Origin of the sequence: Kitasatospora griseola (assembly GCF_044999035.1) — a bacterium.
GTDB classification, from domain to species: domain Bacteria; phylum Actinomycetota; class Actinomycetes; order Streptomycetales; family Streptomycetaceae; genus Kitasatospora; species Kitasatospora griseola.
On the sequence record NZ_CP173360.1, the window covers coordinates 7,260,227 to 7,280,792 of the forward strand.

Genomic DNA, 20,566 nt, shown 5'->3' on the forward strand with positions numbered 1-20,566 from the left:
TCGGGCGGCGGAGCGGGCCGGAACAGTGGCAGGGAACGCCGAGCGGAGAGGGGCGAGGGTTGTACGGGCGAGCCGAGCAGGCCGACTGGGGCGAGGCGCTGCGCCGTACCGTCCGCCGGCTGCGCGAGGAGCACCCCGCCCGTTGGCCGGAGCTCGCGCCCGGACCGCCGCCGATCGTCCCGGACGCCGCGCTGGACCCGGACCTGGCCCGTCCGCCGGAGCAGGACCTGCACCGGCTGCTGGACGCCGTCCCGCAGGCGGCCGTGCTCGCCGAACCCGTCCGGGGCTCCGACGGCGCGGTGCTGGACCTGGCCGTGGTGATCGCCAACGAGGCCGTCGTCCGGCACCCGCACCACCCGGAGCAGCTGTCCGGGCGGGCTGCCGAGGGGCACGGCGTGTCGCTGCGGGAGGCGTACCCGGGGCTGTGGACGGAGCCGGTCGCGACCGCCGTCGAGGAGGTGCTGCGCACCGGGCACGCCGCGCGCGGCGTGCCCGTGCGGTGGGACGGCGCCGGGCCGGACGGCAGCGCCCGCAGCCGCCGTGAGCGCCTCACCGTGCACCGGCTGGGCCGCCGTCTGCTGCTGCTGTGGACCGACGACCGGACCGAGGAGGTGGCCCGGGCCGCGCAGCGGATCGCCCGGGTCGGTTGGGCCGAGTGGACGCTGCGCGACGGCCGGCTCGACATCTCGCCGGGCCTGGCCGTGCTGCTCGGCCGCACCCCCGACACCGAGACCCTCACCCTCCACGAGATGCTCGGCCGGGTCACCGAGACCGCCCGCCCCGCGCTGTACCGCGCCCTGGACCGGCTGCTCACCACCGGCGCCGACATCGACGTGCTCACCGAGCTGTACGGCGTCGGCCGGCCCCGCCGGGTCCGGCTGGTGGCCGAGGTGGTCCGCGACGAGGGCGGCCCGATCGAGGGCCTGCGCGCCGTCCTGCAGGACGTCACCGAGCTGTACGAGAGCCAGCGCCGACTGCGCGAGCAGCAGGAGGAGACGGAGCGTCAGGCCCGCCGCGCGGACGCCGAGCACTCCGTCGTCCAGCGCCTCCAGGACGCCCTGCAACCGCGCTCCGCGACGCTGATCGGCCTCGGCGTCACCACCGCCGTCGCCTACCGCCCGGCCGAGGGCCGGGTCGGCGGCGACTGGTTCAAGGTCCGCCAACTCCCGGACGGGCGCGCCCTGTTGGCGGTCGGCGACGCGCGGGGCCACGGGCTGGACGCGGTCGCGCTGATGTCCATGCTGCGGCACGCGCTGGCCGGGCTGGCGTTCACCGGCGCCCTGGTGGAGTCGCTCGGCGGCTGGCTCAACCGGATCGCCTGCGACGACAGCGACGAGTCCACCGCCACGGCGATCGTCTCCCGCTACTACCCCGACCGGCACCTGCTGCGCTGGATCTGCGCCGGCCACCCGCCGCCGGTGCTCCTGCGCGACGGCCGGGCCACCCTGGTGCCCGCCGAGATCGGCCCGCCGTTCGGCGTCCTGCCGAAGGCCGCCTACCGCGCCGCGGAGACACTCGTCCGACCCGGCGACACCGTGCTGCTCTATACCGACGGCCTGATCGAACGCCGCGACCAGGACATCGACGTGCGCCTCGACGCCCTGTGCGCGGCCGTCGAGGCGCACGCCGCGGAGCCCACCCTGCAGGACCTGGTGGACGCCGTGGTCCGCGACATGTCCGGCCCGCTGTCGGAGGACGACGCGACGCTGCTGGCGTTCCGCTTCGACCGCTGACGCCTCGTCAACTGTCTTGCTTGGCTGGTCAGTCGACGAGGTAGAGCGCGGCCAGGCGGGGCAGGCGGCGGTGCATCTCGGCGTCGTCGTCGAAGTCGAACGGTTCGCCCATGCCCGCGTCCCGCTCGACCGGCCCGACCCGGGCGACGCCCAGCTCGGCGCGGTGGCGCTCGTAGGCCAGGTGGAAGCCGGCCCGGTCGCCGGTGCGGCGCTCGAAGGCGTACGACGCGGCGTAGTTGACGGCCTCGTTGAAGAACACGTCCTCCGCCTCGAAGCGGTCCTCGCCGACCGCCGCCGGGTGCTCGGCGATCACGTCCGGCCCCGCGAGGACCTTCTCGTACCAGGCGCGGCCCTCGGAGATCACGCCGGCCCGGAAGTCCATGAACGAGTCGTCGGAGCAGCCGCCGCCGATCAGGTACGCCGCCGCCCAGACGTCCCACCGGTACAGGGCGTGGTGCAGGCGGTCGAAGCAGGCCTCGAAGCGCAGGATCTCCGGCTCCGGGCGGGTGGCCAGCACGTCCACCAGGGCCCGCTCGAAGGACGGCGGGCGTGGCCGCCGCCCGGGCGGAGTCGATCAGCTGCCAGAACTCGTCGTTGTCCATGCCGGTCAGCCTGCCCGCCGGGTACGACAACGCGCGGCCGCCCCGTCGCCACCCGGAGGCGGTGGGTGAGGACGGGGCGGCCTGGCGACCCGGCCCGGGGGAGGGGCCGGGAGTCGAGGGGGTGTCAGTCGTGCGGGACGACCGCCACCGGGGACTGCGCGTGGTGGATCACCGCGTGCGCGACCGAGCCGAGCTTCGGGCCGATGTTGAGGGCGCGGCGGCGACGGCCCACCACCACCAGGTCCGACTGCGCGGACGCCTCCACCAGGGCGGCCGCGCCGCCACCGGTCCGGACGTCCTCCAGCACCAGCGTCCGCGGGTACTTCTCCCGCCACGGCGCGACCGCGTCGGCGACCATGCCGACGGCCAGCGCACCGAGCTCCTGGCGCTCGGTCTCCACCGGGACCCAGCCCGCGTAACCGTAGGTCGGCGGCAGCTCCCAGCCGTGCACCACCCGCACCCGGGCGCCGCGCAGCTGCGCCTCCTCGAACGCGAACTCCAGGACGGCGTCCGCCGGTTCGAGCGCGTCGAAGCCGACCGTCACCTCCGGCTCGGGCGACTCCAGGGCCGGGCCGCCCTCGCGGACCAGCACCACCGGCGTCTTCGACCGGCCGGCCACGCCCAGGCTCACCGAGCCGACCAGCAGCCCGCGGAACCCGCCCAGGCCCCGGGTGCCGATCACCAGCAGCTGCCCCTCCTCGGCGGCCTCCGTCAGACCGTCGATCGCCGAGTCCGGCACCAGCGCCGAGGAGACCGCCACCCCCGGGTACGCCGCGGCCAGCTCCTGGACGATGTCGCCCAGCATGCTCTGCGCGCCCGTCTCCAGGTCGTCCATCTTGACCAGGTCGTTGGCCTTGCGGCCGAGGTACGGCCAGGCGTGCAGCAGCCGCAGGGGAGCGCCCCGCCGGCCGGCCTCCTGGGCCGCCCAGTGAGCGGCGGCCCGGCTGCGGACGGACGCGTCGACGGCGGCGAGAACGGGACGAGTCATGGCAGTGCCTTTCCCTGTTCGGGTTCCCCGCGGGCCTCTTGGCCCGCCTCGGGATCGCTGACCACTCTTCCCCCACGCCAGAAGGCCCGCCAGGGTCGCGGGGCCCGGCCGGGTGGGACGTTGGTCCCTTCGGCGGATCGGGCGTCGCGGTGGGTCCAAACGGGCCCAACGCCTCTGCCGGAGTCGCCCCCGGGCGCGCACCATGGGGGTACCGCCACCGTCAGGGAGGTGACCGAAGTGACCAACGAACACGCAGCCGGTGCCCCCGCCCCGCAGACCGCGCGCGCCCGGCGCTTCGCCGACCGCCTCGCCGACCTCGGGCTGACCGAGGCGCAGGCCGCGACCCGGGCCGGCATGTCGATCGCCTACCTGCGCCGGGTGCTGGAACTCGACAGCGACTTCGACCCGCCGGCGCTGCTGCGCCTCGCGGCGGTCCTCGGCCTGGACTACCAGGAACTGGTCTCCGGCCGCCCCGCCGAACGCGTCCACGGCGCGAGCGCCGCGCCCCGCTCCGACAGCCTCCCTATGGTCGGACCTCCCGTCCTCGGCGAACTCGGCACCGCCGACTGCTGGGACCGCATCGGCGCCAGCGGCCTCGGCCGCCTCGCCCGCACCGGCCCCGACGGCCCGGTGGTGCGACCGGTCAGTTACCTGGTGCACGACCGCACCGTGCTCTACCGCACCAACCCGGACGGGGTGCTCGCCCCGGCCGCGGGCGGCGAGGCCGCCTTCGAGGTGGACCACGCCGACCCCGACCTGCGCCAGGGCTGGAGCGTCCTGATGGTCGGCCCCCTCGCCTACGTCACCGAACCCGCGCTGCTCGCCGAACTCCCCCAGCCCCCGGCCCACGGCCGCTGGGTCCGCCTGACCCCCGCGACCGTCACCGGACGGACGATCAGCACTGCGTCGGCCACCTGACGGAGTCGCCTGCGGTGAAGGCGGGTCGAGCCGGTGCGAACGCCTGCTGACATGATCCGCCCATGAATCTCCGTGAGGGCCTGGACGACTGGACCGATTGGGACGGCGCTGCCTTCGAGCTCGGCCGCGCGCTCGGGCTGTTCGCCGAGCCCGTGACGTTCACGCAGGTCAAGCGGATCTTCTGGACCGACAACCCGTTGGGGAACGCGCTGCACGAGATGCTTCTTCAGCTGGTCTCCACAGGCGTTTTGGAGCGGCGGGACGAACCCGACGACGAGCAGTTCCGCTGGTCGGGTCGCGGCTGGTAGCGGGCGTTCACCCGTCGGACGCGGGCTCTGCGGCTCGCGGTCCGACGAGTGTCGTGGCGGCCGTCAGGGCGGCGGCCGCGGCGAGGGTGGCCGGGACGGAGTGGGTGGCGAGCGGGCCGGCCAGGGCAGCGCCCAGGGCGAAAGCGGTGATCTTGAGACTGGCGCCCGTGGTGAAGATCTGCCCCCGCAGGTGGGCCGGCGCCTCGCGGTGCCGGACGGCGAACAGGCCGGTCAGCAGCGGCCCGTCGCCGAGGCCCGCCAGGGCGGCCGCCGCGAGCAGCACCCACGGCCGGCCGTTCGCGCCGGTCGCGGCCAGGGCCAGCGCGACGGCCTGCAGCAGCGCGCCGAGGCGGACCGCCGAGTCCGGTGTGAGCAGGTGGGGGCGTCGGGCGAGCGCCGCGTTCGCCAGCAGGGCGGCCACCGCCGTGCACGTCAGCAGCAGCGGGCCACGACTCGCGCCGCCCAGTGCGCGTTCGCCGAGCAGCGGGAGGCAGGCCGCCAGCATGCCCTGGGCCGCACAGACGCCGACCGAGACGAACGTCGCCCGGGCCAGCGCCGGGCGGGACGTCAACAACCTTAGGCCGGCGGCGAGTTCGGAGCGGATCGAGCCGGATTTGCGGGCTGGGCGGGTGCCGTTCGGGTCCTGGTCGGAGCGGGGATCGTCGTGGTGCGAGGCGGCGTGCCGGTCCGGTCGGGCGCGGTGACGGTCGGGCTGGGGGTCCTGGCCCGGGCAGGCGTCGACGGGGCGTGGGCGGGCTTCGTCGCCGTCCGGCCGAGGCTCGTCGTGGCTCGACCTGGTGCCATGTTCGGGGCGGGTGCGGTCGTGGTTCGGTCGGGTTCGGTCTCGGCTGGAGTGGGCTTCGTCGCCGTCCGGTCGAGGCTCGTCGTGGCTCGACCTGGTGCCGTGTTCGGGGCGGGTGCGGTCGTGGCTCGGTCGGGTTCGGTCCCGGTCGGAGCGGGCATCGGTGCTGTCCGGCCGGGCTTCGTCGCGGTCCGGCCCGATGTCCCGGCTGGGGCAGTCGTCATGGTCGGATGCGACGTCCCGGCCCGGGCGGGACCTGCCGGAGGCGTTGTCGCGGGCGGGCAGCGTCCAGGCCGCCGGCAGGGCGGCGGCGATCAGGGCTGCCGCGAGGAGGACCGCCGCGTCCGCCCCGAGGGTGGCCGCGACCGTGCCGGCCAGGGCCGGGCCCGCCAGGGCTGCCGTGTCGTACGTCATGGCGTCGAGGGCGTTCGCCCGGGGGAGGCGGTCGGGCGGCGCCACCCGGGGGAGTTGGGCCGTCCAGCCGCCGGAGAGGGCGGGGCCGAGCAGGCCGGTCGCGGCGGCCATGGCCAGGACCGCAGGCAGCGGGAGCCGGCCCAGGGCTGTGAGGACGGCGAGGAGGCCTGTCGCGTACAGCGCGAGGGCCCGGGCGAGCAGGCGGCCGGGGTGGCGGGCGCGGTCGAGGTGGACGCCGAGCAGGGGGCCGCCGAGCGCCGATGCGGCGGTCAGCGCCGCCAGCAGGGCCGAGGCCTCGCCGGTGGAGCCCGCTGCGGCGAAACCCACCAGCAGCAGGGCGGGCCCCGACATCTCGTCGCCCGTTCGGGCCATCGCGGCCCCCGTCAGACACCGTCCGAGGAAAGAACACCTGATCACCTGCCGGACGCTACGTCGGTAACGGAAAACTCGACAAGATGCGTTACATTGCCGACGTGCCGACCACACCCGCCGCCACCGACCCGCCGCTGCGACCGTCCGTCCTCACCTCGGCCCGGCGCGCCACCGCCGTGATCAACGCCTTCGCCGGAGACCCGGCCCCCGCCGACCTCGCCGCGATCCTGCGCGCCCACGGCGAACCCGACCCCGTCGATCTCACCGCCGAGGACGTGGACGCCCTGCGCGCCGCCGCCGCCCTCCTGCGGGAGGTGTTCGTCGCGCCCGACACCGACGGCGCGGCCGCCGTCCTCAACCGCCTGCTGCGCGAACGCACCGGCCCGCTGCGGCTCACCGCCCACGGCGGCGCCACCGGCTGGCACCCCCACCTCGACCACGACGACGACGCACCGTGGGACGAATGGCTGATCGCCTCGTCCTGCCTGGCCCTCGCCGTCCTGCTGTGGGAACGCGGCCGCCCGCCCGGCGGGAGCTGCGCCGCGTCCCGCTGCGGGAACGTGTACCTCGCCCAGGGCAGCGGCATCGAGCGCCGCTACTGCTCCCGCCGGTGCGCCACCCGCGAACGCGTCGCCGCCCACCGCCGCGCCCGGACCGCCGGGACCCGCGCTGGCCGGGACGGCGATGATCGGCTGAACTGACCGGGGCGGACCGAGGAGGCGGTGGTGGCGGTGCGGTGTCTGGTGACGGGGGCGACGGGGTATCTCGGGGGGCGGCTGGTGCCCGAGCTGTTGGCGGCCGGGCACGAGGTGCGGTGTCTCGTGCGGGAGCCGGCGCGGCTGCGGGACCATCCGTGGCGGGGGGCGGTGGAGGTCGTCGCAGGGGACGTCACCCGGGGCGGGACGCTCGACGGGCCGTTCGACGGGGTGGACGTCGCGTACTACCTGGTGCACTCGCTCGGCACGGGGCCGGACTTCGAGGCGGTGGACCGGGACGCGGCCCGCGCGTTCGGGCGGGCCGCCGCACGGGCGGGGGTGCGGCGGATCGTCTACCTGGGCGGGCTGGTGCCCCGTGACGTGCCGGAGGGGCAGCTGTCGCCGCACCTGCGGTCCCGGGTCGCCACCGGGCGGGCGCTGCGCGAGGGCGGGGTGGCCGTCACCGAGTTGCGGGCGGCGGTGGTGATCGGCTCCGGGTCGGCCTCGTTCGAGATGCTGCGGCACCTCACCGAGCGGCTGCCGGTGATGGTCACGCCGCGCTGGGTGGACACCCGGATCCAGCCGATCGCGGTGCGTGACGTGCTGCGGTACCTGGTCGGCGCGGCCGGCCTGCCGGACGGCCCGGACACCGACCGGGTGTTCGACATCGGCGGGCCGGAGGTGCTGACGTACCGGGCGATGATGCAGCGCTACGCCCGCGCGGCGGGTCTGCGGCACCGGCTGATCCTCGCGGTGCCGGTGCTCAGCCCGGGCCTGTCCTCGCAGTGGGTCGGCCTGGTGACGCCCGTCCCCGGCGGGCTGGCCCGGCCGCTGGTGGAGTCGCTGCGGTACGAGGTGGTGTGCGCCGAGCACGACCTGGCCCGGTGGATCCCCGACCCGCCCGGCGGCGCGATCGGCTTCGACCGGGCCGTCACCCTCGCGCTGCGCCGGATCCGCGACGACGAGGTCGCCACCCGCTGGTCCTCCGCCGCGCTGCCGGGCGCGCCCAGCGACCCGCTGCCCACCGACCCCGACTGGGCCGGCGGGAGCCTGTACCAGGACGTCCGGGAGCGGCACGTGGACGCCGACCCGCAGGCGCTCTGGCAGGTGGTGGAGGGCATCGGCGGCGAGCACGGCTGGTACTCCTTCCCGCTCGCCTGGTGGGTGCGCGGCGCGCTCGACCGGCTGGCCGGCGGCGTCGGGCTGCGGCGCGGCCGGCGCTCGCCGGGGCGGCTGCGGGTCGGCGACTCGCTGGACTTCTGGCGGGTCGAGGAGATCGAACCCGGCCGGCTGCTGCGGCTGCGCGCCGAGATGCGGCTGCCCGGCCTGGCCTGGCTGGAGCTCACCGTCACCCCCGAGGGCGCCGGCGCGCACTACCGCCAGCGCGCCCTGTTCCACCCGCACGGCCTGGCCGGCCAGGCCTACTGGTGGTCGGTCGCGCCGTTCCACGCGGTCGTCTTCGGCGGGATGGCCCGCAACATCGCCGCCCGGGCGGAGCGTCGTTGAGCGCAGGCGGGCGCCGGTGAACGGGCTCCGGAGCGGGCCGGTGGGGCCGGTCGGTGCGACGCGTACGGGGGGTTGGTTGCGGAGATGCCCCCGAGTCGAGATATCTTGACGTCAAGACGTTGCAGACGTGGAAGCTGGAGCTACGGTGACTGACTCGACCATCATCTACACCCACACGGACGAGGCCCCCGCCCTCGCCACGTACTCCTTCCTGCCGGTTGTCCAGGCCTACGCCGCCACCGCAGGTGTGAGCGTGGAGACCCGTGACATTTCGCTGGCCGGTCGGATCATCGCCGTCTTCCCGGAGTACCTCCAGGAGGACCAGCGCATCGCGGACGCCCTCGCCGAGCTGGGCGAGCTGGCCAAGACCCCCGGCGCGAACATCATCAAGCTGCCGAACATCTCGGCCTCCGTCCCGCAGCTGAAGGCCGCCGTCGCGGAGCTGCAGGCCCAGGGCTACGCGCTGCCGGAGTACCCGGACGAGCCGAAGACCGACGAGGAGCGCGACGTCCGCGCCCGCTACGACAAGGTCAAGGGCTCCGCCGTCAACCCGGTGCTGCGCGAGGGCAACTCCGACCGCCGTGCCCCGCTGTCGGTGAAGAACTACGCCAAGACCCATCCGCACCGGATGGGCGCCTGGTCGGCCGACTCGAAGACCAATGTCGCCACCATGGGCGTCAACGACTTCGCCTCCACCGAGAAGTCCGCCGTGATCGGCGCCGACGGCGCGCTGCGCATCGAGCTGGTCGCCGAGGACGGCGCCGTCACCGTGCTGCGCGAGAAGGTCCCGGTGCTGGCCGGCGAGGTCGTCGACGCGTCCGTGATGCGCGCCGCCGCGCTGAACGAGTTCCTGGCCGCGCAGGTCGCCCGCGCCAAGGCCGAGGGCGTGCTGTTCTCGGTGCACCTCAAGGCCACCATGATGAAGGTCTCCGACCCGATCCTGTTCGGCCACGTGGTCCGCGCCTTCTTCCCGAAGACCTTCGCCGCGTTCGGCGCCGACCTGGCCGCCGCCGGTCTGAACCCGAACAACGGCCTCGGCGGCATCCTGGCCGGCCTGGACAAGCTCGCCAACGGCGCCGAGATCAAGGCCTCCTTCGACGCCGAGATCGCCGACGGCCCGGCCCTCGCCATGGTCGACTCCGACAAGGGCATCACCAACCTGCACGTCCCCAGCGACGTCATCGTGGACGCCTCGATGCCGGCCATGATCCGCACCTCCGGCCACATGTGGGGCCCGGACGGCCAGGAGGCCGACACCCTCGCCGTCCTGCCGGACAGCTCCTACGCGGGCGTCTACCAGGCCGTCATCGACGACTGCCGCGCCCACGGCGCGCTGAACCCGGCCACCATCGGCTCGGTCCCGAACGTCGGCCTGATGGCCCAGGCCGCCGAGGAGTACGGCAGCCACGACAAGACCTTCGAGATCGGCGCCGCCGGCACCGTCCGCCTGGTCGACCTGAACGGCGAGACCGTTCTTGAGCAGCCGGTTCAGCCGGGCGACATCTTCCGCGCCTGCCAGACCAAGGACCTGCCGATCCAGGACTGGGTCAAGCTGGCCGTCACCCGCGCCCGCGCCACCGGCGACCCGGCCGTGTTCTGGCTGGACTCGAACCGCGCCCACGACGCCGTGCTGATCGAGAAGGTCAACAAGTACCTCCCCGAGCACGACACCGAGGGCCTGACCATCCAGATCCTCTCCCCGGTCGAGGCCACCAAGCTCTCCCTGGAGCGCATCCGCCGCGGTGAGAACACCATCTCGGTCACCGGCAACGTGCTGCGCGACTACCTGACCGACCTGTTCCCGATCCTGGAGCTGGGCACCAGCGCCAAGATGCTGTCGGTCGTCCCGCTGATGGCGGGCGGCGGCCTGTTCGAGACCGGCGCCGGCGGCTCCGCCCCGAAGCACGTCCAGCAGCTGGTCAAGGAGAACTACCTGCGCTGGGACTCGCTCGGCGAGTTCTTCGCGCTGGCCGCCTCCTTCGAGCACCTGGCCGCCACCACCGGCAACGCCAGCGCCAAGGTCCTCGCCGACACCCTGGACCGCGCCACCGGCACCTTCCTCAACGAGGACAAGTCGCCGTCGCGCCGCCTGGGCGGCATCGACAACCGCGGCAGCCACTTCTACCTGTCCCTGTACTGGGCCCAGGAGCTGGCCGCCCAGACCGAGGACGCCGCGCTCGCCGCCGCGTTCGCGCCGCTCGCGCAGGCCCTCGCCGAGCAGGAGCAGGCCATCGTCGAGGAGCTGATCGCCGTCCAGGGTCAGCCCGCCGAGCTCGGTGGCTACTACCAGCCCGACCCGGCCAAGGCCGCCGCCGTGATGCGCCCGTCGAAGACCTTCAACGACGCGCTCGCCACGCTGGCCTGACGCTCCGTCAGGTTCTGACACCGGCACGCCGCCGCCGGCCCCTTCGCGGGGTCGGCGGCGGCGTGCCGCGTCGGTGCGCCCGTCCGGTCGCGTAGGGTGCGGGGCATGGCGACCCCGAAGTTCATCCTCGACCTGCGCGAGCACATCGGACACGCCCCGCTGTGGCTGTCCGGCGTCACCGCGGTGATCGTGGAAGAGGGCAGGATCCTGCTCAACCGCCGCTCCGACAGCGGGCGTTGGGCGCTGCTGCACGGAATCGTGGAACCCGGCGAGCAGCCCGCCGGCGCGGTGGTGCGGGAAGTCCTGGAGGAGACCGGCGTCACCGTCCGCCCCGAGCGGATCACCAGCGTGCACACCCTCCCCGCCTCGGTCTGCGCCAACGGCGACCAGGTCCAGTTCCTCAACGTCGCCTTCCGCTGCCGCTTCCTCTCCGGCACCGCCCACGTCAACGACGACGAATCCCTCGCCGTGGACTGGTTCCCGCTGGACGCCCTGCCGCCGCTCTCCGCGAACGACGCCTTCCTGCTGGAGAAGGCCCTCGCCGACAGCCCCGCCCCGTGGTTCTCCCCGGGCTGAGCCGGACGCGGAACTCCCCGGCCGTGCGGCGCCGTTGACGGCGGGGCGGGCCGGTGCGTCTCGGCGGCCGAGACCTGCTTCGTCCGGGTGGAGGTCCGGCGCCCGGACGGGCGGATGGCTGCGGTGATTAACCCGATCCTGCTGTCCTGACGAGGGGGAGAGCACCTCGTCGTCCCGGGGCGGCCGATCAGTCGGCGGTCGGCGACTCCCAGGGCCACCGGTCGAGGCCGCCGGCCTCCAGCAGCGGCACCAGGCGGAAGGCGGCGTCGGAGAGGCCGCCGAAGAGGTGGCGGTGCGGTCCGGTGGGGGCGTGGCCGAGTCGGTAGCCGCCCAAGTTCCATGTGTAGACCGGGACTTCGGGCGGCACAGGGGCGAACGGGTCGGCCGCGCCGGAGTAGTGCGGCTGCTCGTCGGTGATCACCACCACCCGGTCGTGGCCCTGGTAGCGCCGGGCCACCGCGCCCGCCGTGTCGGTGCCGCCCAGGTCGTGGAAGCGGTCCACGGTGCGCAGCAGCGAGCCGTCCGGCGCCGGCGGCACGTTGCGGCTGTCGGTGCCGAACTCGATCAGGTCGGCCTGTTCGGCGCGCAGCGCGAGCGCGCTGCCGAACACCGCCGCCGCGTCGGCCCTGGTGAGGGAGGTGCGGCTTTCGGGGGTGAAGAACATCGACCCGGAGCGGTCCACCAGGACCAGCGTCCGGCCGGGCAGCGCCGGGACGTTGGCCAGCGAGTGGCCGAGCGCCGCCTCCAGTGCGTCCGCCCAGTGCGCGGAGCGGGCCGCGCGGTGGGCGGCCAGGAAGCGGAACGGGAACTGGCGGGAGCGGGCGACCCCGGCCGGGTCGGAGATCCGTGCGGCGACCTCGGCCACGGCCCGGTCGTCGATGCCGGCCTCGTCGAAGTTGCGCAGGTTGCGCACCAGGGCCATCGGGCCCATGGACGGGATGACCGCCTCCCACGCCGCCGCGTCCATCGGCCCCTGCAGCCAGCCCGCCAGCGCCTCCCAGGTCATTCCGGCGGCAGCGAGCATCCCCGCGGCGTCCGGGCCGTCCAGTAGGGCGCCGCGTTCCGCGACCGGCACGGCGAGCAGGCGGTGATGGGCCGTCAGCATCGGCTCGGCGGCGGGCGGGAGGGCGTGCCGCGGGCGGTGGCGGCGGTCCAGGGCGTAGCGGAACAGCTCGCCCTGCCAGGGCCGGTCGGCGGCGGGGGAGGGATGGGTGAGCTCCAGCACGTCGCCGAAGCGGAACGCGTGCGACGGGGTGTCGTACTTGAGCAGGGCCCGGCCGGTGTACAGGCGGCGCACCGCGTCGCCGAGTCCGCGGCGGACCGGCTGGGGCAGCCGGCGGCCGTACCGGGCGGTCCAGAGAGCGAGGAACTCGCCCGGCTCGTCCGGGCGTTGGAGCACCGCGTCGACGGCCTGCCGGGAGTGGCCGGGGGCCTTCGCCTCCGCCCTGGCCCGGGCGAACTCGACTGCGCCGGCCACCGCGGCGGACCGGATGTGGGCCTCGGCGCGCAGCCAGCGCAGCAGGCCCAGCGTCCACTCCGGATCCTCCAGGGCGAAGCGGCGCACCAGCGACGTGAAGCGTGCCTCACGGCTGCCGGCGCTCTCGTAGAAGGTCTGCTGGCCGGAGAAGTGCGTCACGGCGAGCACGAACAGCTCCGACCGGGGCTCACGTTCCCATCCGGGCCCGCCCTGGTGGTTGACCAGCGGGAGGCCGAGCTGCGGCATCGGCGACCGGACCGGCGCCGGTGCGGCCCGCGGGACGACCGGCCACCGCCCGTGCATCACCAGCGCCCCGCTGGCGCCGCCTGCGAACAACTCCGGTGTCTCGGTGCGGATTTCCGCCCTGGTCTCGGCCTTGCTGCGCTGACGGTTGAAACGGGCCATGCAGAAGTCCCCCAGGCGGGTCGGTCGAGTGAGTGGCGGCCGGAAAACACGGCAGGCCGAGGAAACGCCCCCCGTGGTCGAAGCGGGTGCCGGTGCGTCATAGTCAGGAAGTAACCGGAAGACCCAGCGCATCGGGAGGCGTCCGGGAGACACCGTAGGCGGCGCTCGTGGCACTGTCATCCGAATTAATCGCGCAGCCGACTCGCGGTCGGCCCCCGGGGCGCGGCGCCCGGCGGGCGGGCGCGCCCCGCCGGGCGGCAGCGGTGGGCGGGGGCGGCTTCGGCCGGGTGTGCGCGGCCCGGTGACGGTGCGCGTCGTGTCGCCTACTGTACGGGGCATGAGTCCTGCGGGGAGGGCGGTCGGGGACCGCGGCACGGCGGTGGTGATCGGCGGTGGACCGGCGGGGTGCCTGGCCGCGTGGGCGCTGCGCGGTGTCGCACGTCGGGTGGTGGTGCTGGAGAGCGACCGCTACCCGGACGGCGTGGACTTCCGGGTCGGCGTGCCGCAGGCCCGGCACGGGACCCTGCTGCTGGAGGCCGGGCACCGCACCATCGACGAGCTGATGCCGGGCGCCCGGGCCGAACTGCTCGCCGCCGGAGCCCAGCTGGTGCCCGTCCCCGGCGGGTTGCGGTGGCTCACCTCGGCGGGCCGACTCGCCTCCCACGACAGCGAGTTGGCGATGCTCAGCTGCAGCCGTCCGCTGCTCGACCGGGTGGTGCTGGACCGGGTCCGCAGCGAGCCGACGATCGAGATCCTGGAGGGCACCGAGGCGGTCGGCCTGCTCGGCGGCCGACGGGCCGTCACCGGCGTGCAGCTGCGCGAGCGCGGCCGGGACGGCGCGCCCGTCACCGAACTCTCCGCCGAGCTGGTGATCGACGCGTCCGGTCGCGGCACCCGCTCCGGGCGCTGGCTGATCGGGCTCGGCTTTCCCCCCACCCCCGCCGAGCGGATCGACGCCGGCGTCTCCTACGCCAGCCGCTTCTACCACCGCCCGCCCGGCCGCGAGCACCAGCCCGCCCTGTACGTGCAGTGCCGGGCCCCCGAACACGGCCGGTTCGGCGTGCTGCTGCCCGTCGAGGGCAACCGGTGGCTCGTCGGCATCGGCGGCATGCGCGGGTTCGAACCGTCAATCCAGCCCGAGGAGTTCGAGAAGCAGCTCGGCGAACTCCGCGACCCCGCCATCGCCGAGGCCATCGCCGACGCCCGACCCGTCGGCCCCGCCCGCGGGTTCGTCGCCGGTCCCAGCGTCCGACGGCACCACGAACGCACCGACCCGGCCGGCTTCCTCGCCCTCGGCGACGCCGCCTGCACCTTCAACCCGGTCTACGGGCAGGGCATCACCGTCGCCGCGCTCGGCGCCCGCGCCCTGCGCGAAGCCGCCCGCCGGCACGGCGGACTCGGGCCCGCCACCGTCCGCGAGGCCCGCCGGGCGATCGCCGCCACCACGAGGAACTCCTGGGTGATGGCCGGCAGCGAGGACGTCCGCTTCGCCGGCACCACCGGCGGCCCGCGCGGCCCCGTCGCCCGGCTCCAGCACCGCTTCCTCGACCGCGTCCTCGCCCGCGCCACCACCGACGCCGCCGTCTCCGCCGCGTTCCACCGCGTCACCGCGATGGTGGAACCGCCGAGCGCGCTGTTCCGTCCCTCCGTGCTGGGACCTGTCCTGTTCGGCCGCTGACCCTTCCTCAAGAGGTTTCCCGCAGGCCGAGGTTCGGACCGGCACCCCGGTTCCGGCTCCGCACACCCGTGTGGCAGCCTGTGCGTCGAAACTGTGAAAGATGTAAGGGTGGGGCGGCGGCCATGAGTGAGATCTACTTCAGCAACAACTACCGCGACCTGAGCGAACAGCACGGCACCGGCGCGGGATTCCAGTTCGAGTTCTCCTGCTCGCGCTGCTACGACACCTGGCGCTCGCCGTTCGAGCCGTTCCGCACCGGGCAGGCCGCGAGCTGGATCAACAAGGGCGTCAGCGCCGCGTGGAGCCTGCTCGGCGGCAGCGCCTCCAGCGGCCTCACCAACGCCGCCGACGGCCTGGCCGGCGCCAGCTGGGGCAGCGGCCGCGACACCGCCTTCCAGCGTGCCATCGGCGAAGCCCAACAGCACTTCAACCGCTGCGCCCGCTGCACCCAGTACGTCTGCGGGCGCTGCTGGAACGCCGCCCAGGGCCTGTGCCTGGGCTGCGCCCCCGACACCGCCGCCGAAGCCGTCGCTGCCCAGCAGCGCGGCCTCAACGACGCCGTCACCCAGAACGCCTACGAGCACGGCCAGTCCCAGGCCCAGCACTTCGACGTCACCGCCCCGCGCCAACTCGTCTGCCCCCAGTGCAGCGCCGACACCCACGGCACCCCGTTCTGCCCCTCCTGCGGCTTCCGCCTCGCCCAGCCCCCGCAGTGCACCTCCTGCCACGCGGACGTCCCCGCCGGCTCGGCGTTCTGCCCCAGCTGCGGCACCAGGCGCTGACGCTGAGGCCTGCGAGCGGCGCCGACCGGTGCGCGGGGCGAGCGCACCGTCCGGTTTTGCGTGCGCGGGCGGGTCTCTGCTGAAGTATGGGCACCAGTCGACGGATGTGGGGAGCTCGTCGTGCAGCGGACCGTGATCGTGGTGACCGGGGGCGCGGTGGCCCTGTTCGCCGGAGTGCTGTCGTTCCTGACCTGGGACCAGGCCAACAAGGTGTCCGGCGTGGTCTCCGGCCTGGTCGCGATCGCGGCGCTCGGCGCGGCCGTCGCCGCGCTGGTCCCCGCCCGCGGGTCACGGCCCGGCGCGATCGAGGTCGCCAACACCGGTGCGGCAATCGCCACGGGCAGCGGAAGCATCGCCAACACCGGTCACCAGGGCGACGGCTCCGCCCCGGCGGCGGGGCAGGTCCGCGTGACGGGCACCGGGGAGGCCCGGGCCGAGGACGGCGGCGTGGCCAACTCCGGCCACCGGCAGGGCTGATCGGTCGCGCCGTGAGCGGGGCGACGGTACGCGGGAGCGGCACGGCGAGCGCCCGGACGGGCGGCTACGCCAACAGCGGCGTCCACCTCGGCGACGTGCACCTCGGCGCCGGCCGGTCGATCGCCGTCTCCGGCTACCTGCACCAGGTGCGGGCCCTCGCCGCGGGCGCATTCGTCGGCCGGGAACAGGAGTTGGCGCAGCTGCGCACGTTCTGTGCGGAGCCCGGACCCGGTGGGTACTGGCGGTGGCTCGCGCCCGCCTGGGCGGGGAAGTCGGCACTGCTGGCCGAGTTCGTGCTGCACCCGCCGGACGCGGTCGACGTGGCGGCGTTCTTCATCACCTCCCGGCTGGCCGGTCAGGCCGACGTCGCCGCCTTCTGCGAGGTGGTGCAGCGTCAGCTGTACGCCCTGCTGGGGGAGGAGGAACCCCTCAGCACGCCGCACAGCCGGGACGAACAGTTCCGCCTCGCGCTGGACCGCGCCGCCGAACACTGCGCCCGGCGCGGCCGCCGCCTGGCCCTGGTGATCGACGGCCTGGACGAGGACCGCGGCGTCCGCCCCGGCCCCGACTGCCACAGCATCGCCGCCCTCCTCCCGCACACCCCGCCGCACGGCCTGCGCCTCGTCCTGGCGGGCCGCCCGCACCCGCCCGTGCCCGGCGACGTGCCGTCCGGGCACCCGCTGCGGACGACGGACATCGACCATCCGCTGGAGCTGTCGGAGGCTGCGCAGGCGATCCGCTGGGAGGCGGAGGAGGACCTGCTGCGCCTCCGGGAAACGGGCGGCCTGGGCTGGGAGCTGGTCGGGCTCACCGTCGCCGCCGGTGGTGGTCTGAGTGCGCACGACCTGGCCGAACTGGTGGACCGGCCAAGGCGATTGGTGGAGCGCGAGCTGTCGGCGGTGCACGGCCGCAGCTTCCAGCGGCGGGCCGGCCAGTGGGACGCCGCCGGCCCCGGGGTGTACCTGCTGGCGCACGAGGAGATCCGGCGCAGCGCCGAGGAGTTGCTGGACCGCCGGGAGCTCGCCGAGCACCGGACGCGGCTCCACCGGTGGGCGGACGGCCACCGCGCGGCGGGCTGGCCGGCCGGAACGCCCGAGTACCTGCTGCGCGGCTACGGGCGCCTGCTGGGCGAACTCGGCGAGGACGAACGGCTGGTGGAGCTGGTCGCCGACCGGGCGCGCCAGCATCGACTGTGGGAGGTCAGCGGCTCCGACTTCGACGCGCTCGGCGAACTCGGCTCGACCGCGGGCCAGTTGGTGGCCCGAGCCGGCCGGGGTGGCGAGGTGTCGGTGGAGCGGGCGCTGCGGCTCGCGGTGTCCCGGGACGGGCTGCACGACCTCACGTCCCGGATGCCGACCGAACTCGTCGCCTGCTGGGCGACGTTGGGCCACCCGGACCGGGCGATCAACCTGGCGCTGTCGCACCGGGACCCGTACGACCGGATCGCCTCGCTGACCGAGGTCGCCCGGGTGCTGGCGAAGGACGGCGAGCTGTCGCGGGCGAAGGCGGTCGCCGACGGGCTGGACGCCGCGATCGACCGCGACAGGTGCCGGGAGGGGGTGGTGCGCGGGCTCGTCGACGCCCGGCGGTTCGGGGAGGCGTGGCAGCTGGGCCGGAGCCTGGCCGATGCCGGGTGCCGGGCGGGCGCGCTGACCGCGCTGCTCGGCGCCATGGCGGCCGACCGCGTCGCGGTGGAGCACCCGGAGTTCGCCGGGGCCGTCGCGCACGACGCGTTGCTGGCCGCCGCCGGGATCGAGAGCGGTCTGCGGCAGCTGGAGCTGCTGGCCGCACAGGCCGCCGCGCGGGATCTGCTCGGCGACCGGGGACGGGCGGAGGAACTGCTGCTCCTGGCGGAGGGCATCGCCGACGCCGAGTCGGACGACAGTGTGCGGGCGGTGTGGTTCGCGGAGATCGTCGGACGTGCGGCGGGCGGCGACGGAGTTCGGGAGCCGCTGCGAAGGTGCCGGCAGGCGGCGGTGGCGGCGGTCGGGCGGTTGGACCCCGCCGAACTGGAGTGGTCGCTGGCGGACATCGTCGAAGACCTGGCCCGGGGCGGTTTCCACCAGGACGCGCGGGGGCTGGTGGAGCGGTCGGAGCTCGCCGGGGAGGACCGGGCGTACGCGCTCGCGCGGATCGCGGCGGGGCGGGCCCGGGCCGGTGACGTCGACGGGGCGGTGGCGGCGCTCGACGGGATCACGGAGCCCGACAACCAGTGGATGGTCTGGTATGCGGTCGCGCGGAGGCTGCTGCGCGACGGCCGGGTCGACGAAGCCGTGGCCGTCGTCGTGGAGCACGGCAGCGCGCTGGCGCCGCAGCTGGCCACCGATCGCGAGGGGGCCCTGCTGCGGGTCCGGACGGCCGACGTGCTGTGGCAGGCCGGCCGCGGTCGGGCGGCATCGGAGGTGCTGAGCATCGCGGCGGCCGTCGCGCGGCGCGGTGCGGTGGCCGTCTCGAACAGCCGGACCCTCGGAGAGGCGGCGGTGACGCTGGGCCGACTGGGCCACCGCGACAGTGCGATCCGGCTGGTCCGCCACCTCCAGCGTCAGGACGACTATCTGGACGACCACTTCGGCGGAACGCTCGACCGGCTCGGTGTGGCACTGGGCCTGCACGCGGCCGGGCTCGGGGACGAGGCCGGAAGCCTCCTGCTGGCCGAGGCGGAGCGCGGTCGGCGGATGGAGCACCCGGCGGAGCGCGGCGATTCGCTGGCGGAGGTGGCGCGAACGTTCGGTGCGATCGGCGACCGCGGCTCGGCGGGGCGGATCGCGGACGAACTGCTGGCGGGGGTGGCGGCGGAGCGCAGCCCGACCCGGTTGGTGTGGCTGCGGAACGCGGCGGCGCAGGCCTGCCTGGCGGCCGGGCGGCTGGACCGGTGCCTGGAACTGGTCAAGAACTTCGCCAACGGCTGGGACGCGGCCGTGGTGCTCCACCTGGTGGTGGAGTCGCTGGTGGACCAGGGCGAACTGGACTCCGCCGAGGCGCTGGTGGCCGACGTGCACTACGAGGTGGAGTGGAACAACAGCGCCGCCGCCATGGTCCGGGGCGCCGCCGCCGCGGGCGACGTCGCCCGCGCGGAACGGTGGCTGGCCGAACTGGAGGCGTCGCCGCTGAAGGAGCGCACCGTCCCGCACCTGGCGGCCTGCCTGGCCGACGACGACCAGTGGCCGGCCGCCAGGGAACTCGCCGACGGGCTCAAGGACCCCGCCTCCCGGGGCCGGGCGCTGGCGATGCTCGCGGCCCGGCGCGGGCCGGGCCCCGCAGGCCGGCTGCTGCTGGCCGAGGCGCTGGCGCTGACCCCGTGGGACGAGGTGGTCGAGGAGTTCGCCCGGGTCGCCCCCGAGCTCGTCCCGCTGCTGGTGGACCTGGTGCTGGACGCCGAGGAGTCGGCGCCGGCGGCGGCCGACTGACCGTCAGGTCCCGATGCTGGGCAGCAGCAGGATGCGGTCCGGGTCGTACGGGCACCACACCGGCTCCGCGCCGATGAGGCGCAGGCGGCACCAGGGGGTGCCGTCGGGGGCCTGCCACCAGGCGTTGATGCGCCCGAGCGTCCAGGTGCCGGTTGCGGTGTCGTCGAGGCGGACCTCGACGGGCTGGTAGGCGGGGCGGACTTCGGGTTCCGGCGGGGACCAGGTGGGGTCGGTCTGCAGCTGCGGAGGGAGCACTGCGGCCTCCTTCGAGTCCGATCGGTGGAGATCACTCTACAGAGGTGTAGATAGTGGTGGCGGGGAATCCCCGAGCATGGCGCAACGTCGCCGTGCGGGCAGCGGGTTCGCGCCACCGGGCTCTTTCGGGTACGACCGTTGGTCATAGACTCGGCGGATGACTGCTGAGGACGACTCGTACACGGTGCTGGGCGCGCTTGCGGACCCGGTGCGCCGGCGGCTGTACCGGCAGGTGGCCGGGGCGCCGGAGGAGGTGGGGCGGGACGCGGCGGCGGAGGCGGCCGGGGTCTCCCGGTCGCTGGCGGCGTTCCACCTGGACAAGTTGGTGGAGGCCGGGCTGCTGGCGGTCTCCTATCGGCGGCTGTCCGGTCGGACCGGGCCGGGTGCGGGGCGGCCGGCGAAGCTGTACCGGCGGGCGGAGGGGGAGTTCGCGGTGTCCGTCCCGCCGCGCTCGTACGACACGGCGGGCCGGCTGCTCGCCGAGACGGTGGAGCGGGCCGGGCTGGACCGGGAGTTGCAGGCGGCCGCGAAGGCCGCGGGCGCGGCGGACCCGGAGGGCGCCGGTTCGGGGGCGGACCTGGAGGAGGTGCTGCGGGCGCGCGGGTACGCGCCGTTCTGGGACGGCGAGGTGCTGCGCCTGCGGAACTGCCCGTTCCACGCGCTGGCGGAGGAGTTCCCCGGGCTGGTGTGCGGGATGAACCTGGCGCTGCTGGACGGCCTGGCGGGGGAGGAGTGGTCGCCCGCGATGGACGCGTGCGCGGGCGGGTGCTGCGTGGCACTCTCTAAAAACAAAAACCATTGACGTT

17 protein-coding genes are annotated in these 20,566 nt (G+C 75.0%); 12 read left to right on the top strand and 5 right to left on the bottom strand.

Annotated features, from left to right (window positions below; genetic code table 11):
• Positions 1–59 precede the first annotated feature (59 nt).
• A complete protein-coding gene (locus tag ACI1MP_RS32710) occupies positions 60–1,733 on the top strand; it encodes a PP2C family protein-serine/threonine phosphatase (RefSeq protein ID WP_380333437.1) in 1,674 nt (557 codons plus the stop codon).
• 28 nt (positions 1,734–1,761) lie between these two features.
• On the opposite strand, the gene ACI1MP_RS32715 is transcribed toward ACI1MP_RS32710, so the two are convergent.
• Complete coding sequence (locus ACI1MP_RS32715; RefSeq protein ID WP_404870224.1) at positions 1,762–2,256, bottom strand: DUF4240 domain-containing protein; 495 nt, start codon at positions 2,254–2,256, stop codon at positions 1,762–1,764.
• A gap of 203 nt (positions 2,257–2,459) precedes the next feature.
• Positions 2,460–3,323, bottom strand: a complete 864-nt coding sequence (locus ACI1MP_RS32720; RefSeq protein WP_380333435.1) for a universal stress protein — start codon at positions 3,321–3,323, stop codon at positions 2,460–2,462.
• A gap of 237 nt (positions 3,324–3,560) precedes the next feature.
• Between ACI1MP_RS32720 and ACI1MP_RS32725 the strand changes: the two genes are divergently transcribed.
• Both ACI1MP_RS32725 and ACI1MP_RS32730 read left to right on the top strand, forming a co-directional pair.
• Positions 3,561–4,241 (top strand): pyridoxamine 5'-phosphate oxidase family protein, encoded by a 681-nt coding sequence (locus ACI1MP_RS32725; RefSeq protein WP_380333434.1) that lies wholly within the window; start codon positions 3,561–3,563, stop codon positions 4,239–4,241.
• 62 nt (positions 4,242–4,303) lie between these two features.
• Entirely contained in the window at positions 4,304–4,549 is a 246-nt protein-coding gene (locus ACI1MP_RS32730) for a hypothetical protein (RefSeq protein ID WP_404870225.1), read from the top strand.
• A 7-nt stretch (positions 4,550–4,556) separates the two neighbouring features.
• Here the strand turns inward: ACI1MP_RS32730 and ACI1MP_RS32735 are convergent, their stop codons facing one another.
• Positions 4,557–6,137 (bottom strand): MFS transporter, encoded by a 1,581-nt coding sequence (locus ACI1MP_RS32735; RefSeq protein ID WP_404870226.1) that lies wholly within the window; start codon positions 6,135–6,137, stop codon positions 4,557–4,559.
• 83 nt (positions 6,138–6,220) lie between these two features.
• Between ACI1MP_RS32735 and ACI1MP_RS32740 the strand changes: the two genes are divergently transcribed.
• The 4 genes from ACI1MP_RS32740 to ACI1MP_RS32755 all read left to right on the top strand — a co-directional run bounded on the left by ACI1MP_RS32740 (position 6,221) and on the right by ACI1MP_RS32755 (position 11,279).
• Complete coding sequence (locus ACI1MP_RS32740; RefSeq protein ID WP_404870227.1) at positions 6,221–6,838, top strand: CGNR zinc finger domain-containing protein; 618 nt, start codon at positions 6,221–6,223, stop codon at positions 6,836–6,838.
• 30 nt (positions 6,839–6,868) lie between these two features.
• Positions 6,869–8,338, top strand: coding sequence for an SDR family oxidoreductase (locus ACI1MP_RS32745; protein ID WP_404870863.1), 1,470 nt, complete (start codon positions 6,869–6,871; stop codon positions 8,336–8,338).
• Between the two features lie 145 nt (positions 8,339–8,483).
• Positions 8,484–10,703, top strand: a complete 2,220-nt coding sequence (locus tag ACI1MP_RS32750; protein WP_404870228.1) for an NADP-dependent isocitrate dehydrogenase — start codon at positions 8,484–8,486, stop codon at positions 10,701–10,703.
• Between the two features lie 105 nt (positions 10,704–10,808).
• On the top strand, positions 10,809–11,279 hold the full coding sequence (locus ACI1MP_RS32755) for an NUDIX domain-containing protein (protein ID WP_380333429.1): 471 nt from the start codon (positions 10,809–10,811) through the stop codon (positions 11,277–11,279).
• A gap of 187 nt (positions 11,280–11,466) precedes the next feature.
• Here ACI1MP_RS32755 and ACI1MP_RS32760 read toward each other — a convergent pair whose 3' ends face one another.
• Positions 11,467–13,059, bottom strand: a complete 1,593-nt coding sequence (locus tag ACI1MP_RS32760) for a TROVE domain-containing protein (RefSeq protein ID WP_404870864.1) — start codon at positions 13,057–13,059, stop codon at positions 11,467–11,469.
• Between the two features lie 439 nt (positions 13,060–13,498).
• On the opposite strand from ACI1MP_RS32760, the gene ACI1MP_RS32765 reads away from it, so the two are divergent.
• The 4 genes from ACI1MP_RS32765 to ACI1MP_RS32780 all read left to right on the top strand — a co-directional run bounded on the left by ACI1MP_RS32765 (position 13,499) and on the right by ACI1MP_RS32780 (position 19,505).
• On the top strand, positions 13,499–14,839 hold the full coding sequence (locus ACI1MP_RS32765; RefSeq protein ID WP_404870229.1) for an NAD(P)/FAD-dependent oxidoreductase: 1,341 nt from the start codon (positions 13,499–13,501) through the stop codon (positions 14,837–14,839).
• A 122-nt stretch (positions 14,840–14,961) separates the two neighbouring features.
• On the top strand, positions 14,962–15,621 hold the full coding sequence (locus tag ACI1MP_RS32770; protein WP_380336978.1) for a double zinc ribbon domain-containing protein: 660 nt from the start codon (positions 14,962–14,964) through the stop codon (positions 15,619–15,621).
• 120 nt (positions 15,622–15,741) lie between these two features.
• A complete protein-coding gene (locus ACI1MP_RS32775) occupies positions 15,742–16,098 on the top strand; it encodes a hypothetical protein (RefSeq protein WP_232733860.1) in 357 nt (118 codons plus the stop codon).
• 11 nt (positions 16,099–16,109) lie between these two features.
• The gene (locus ACI1MP_RS32780; protein ID WP_404870230.1) at positions 16,110–19,505 is read left to right on the top strand and encodes a hypothetical protein; all 3,396 of its coding nucleotides are present in this window, start codon (positions 16,110–16,112) and stop codon (positions 19,503–19,505) included.
• A 3-nt stretch (positions 19,506–19,508) separates the two neighbouring features.
• Here the strand turns inward: ACI1MP_RS32780 and ACI1MP_RS32785 are convergent, their stop codons facing one another.
• A complete protein-coding gene (locus ACI1MP_RS32785) occupies positions 19,509–19,760 on the bottom strand; it encodes a hypothetical protein (protein ID WP_232733861.1) in 252 nt (83 codons plus the stop codon).
• A 157-nt stretch (positions 19,761–19,917) separates the two neighbouring features.
• On the opposite strand from ACI1MP_RS32785, the gene ACI1MP_RS32790 reads away from it, so the two are divergent.
• Entirely contained in the window at positions 19,918–20,562 is a 645-nt protein-coding gene (locus ACI1MP_RS32790; RefSeq protein WP_100585398.1) for a metalloregulator ArsR/SmtB family transcription factor, read from the top strand.
• The last annotated feature ends 4 nt before the right edge of the window (positions 20,563–20,566 follow it).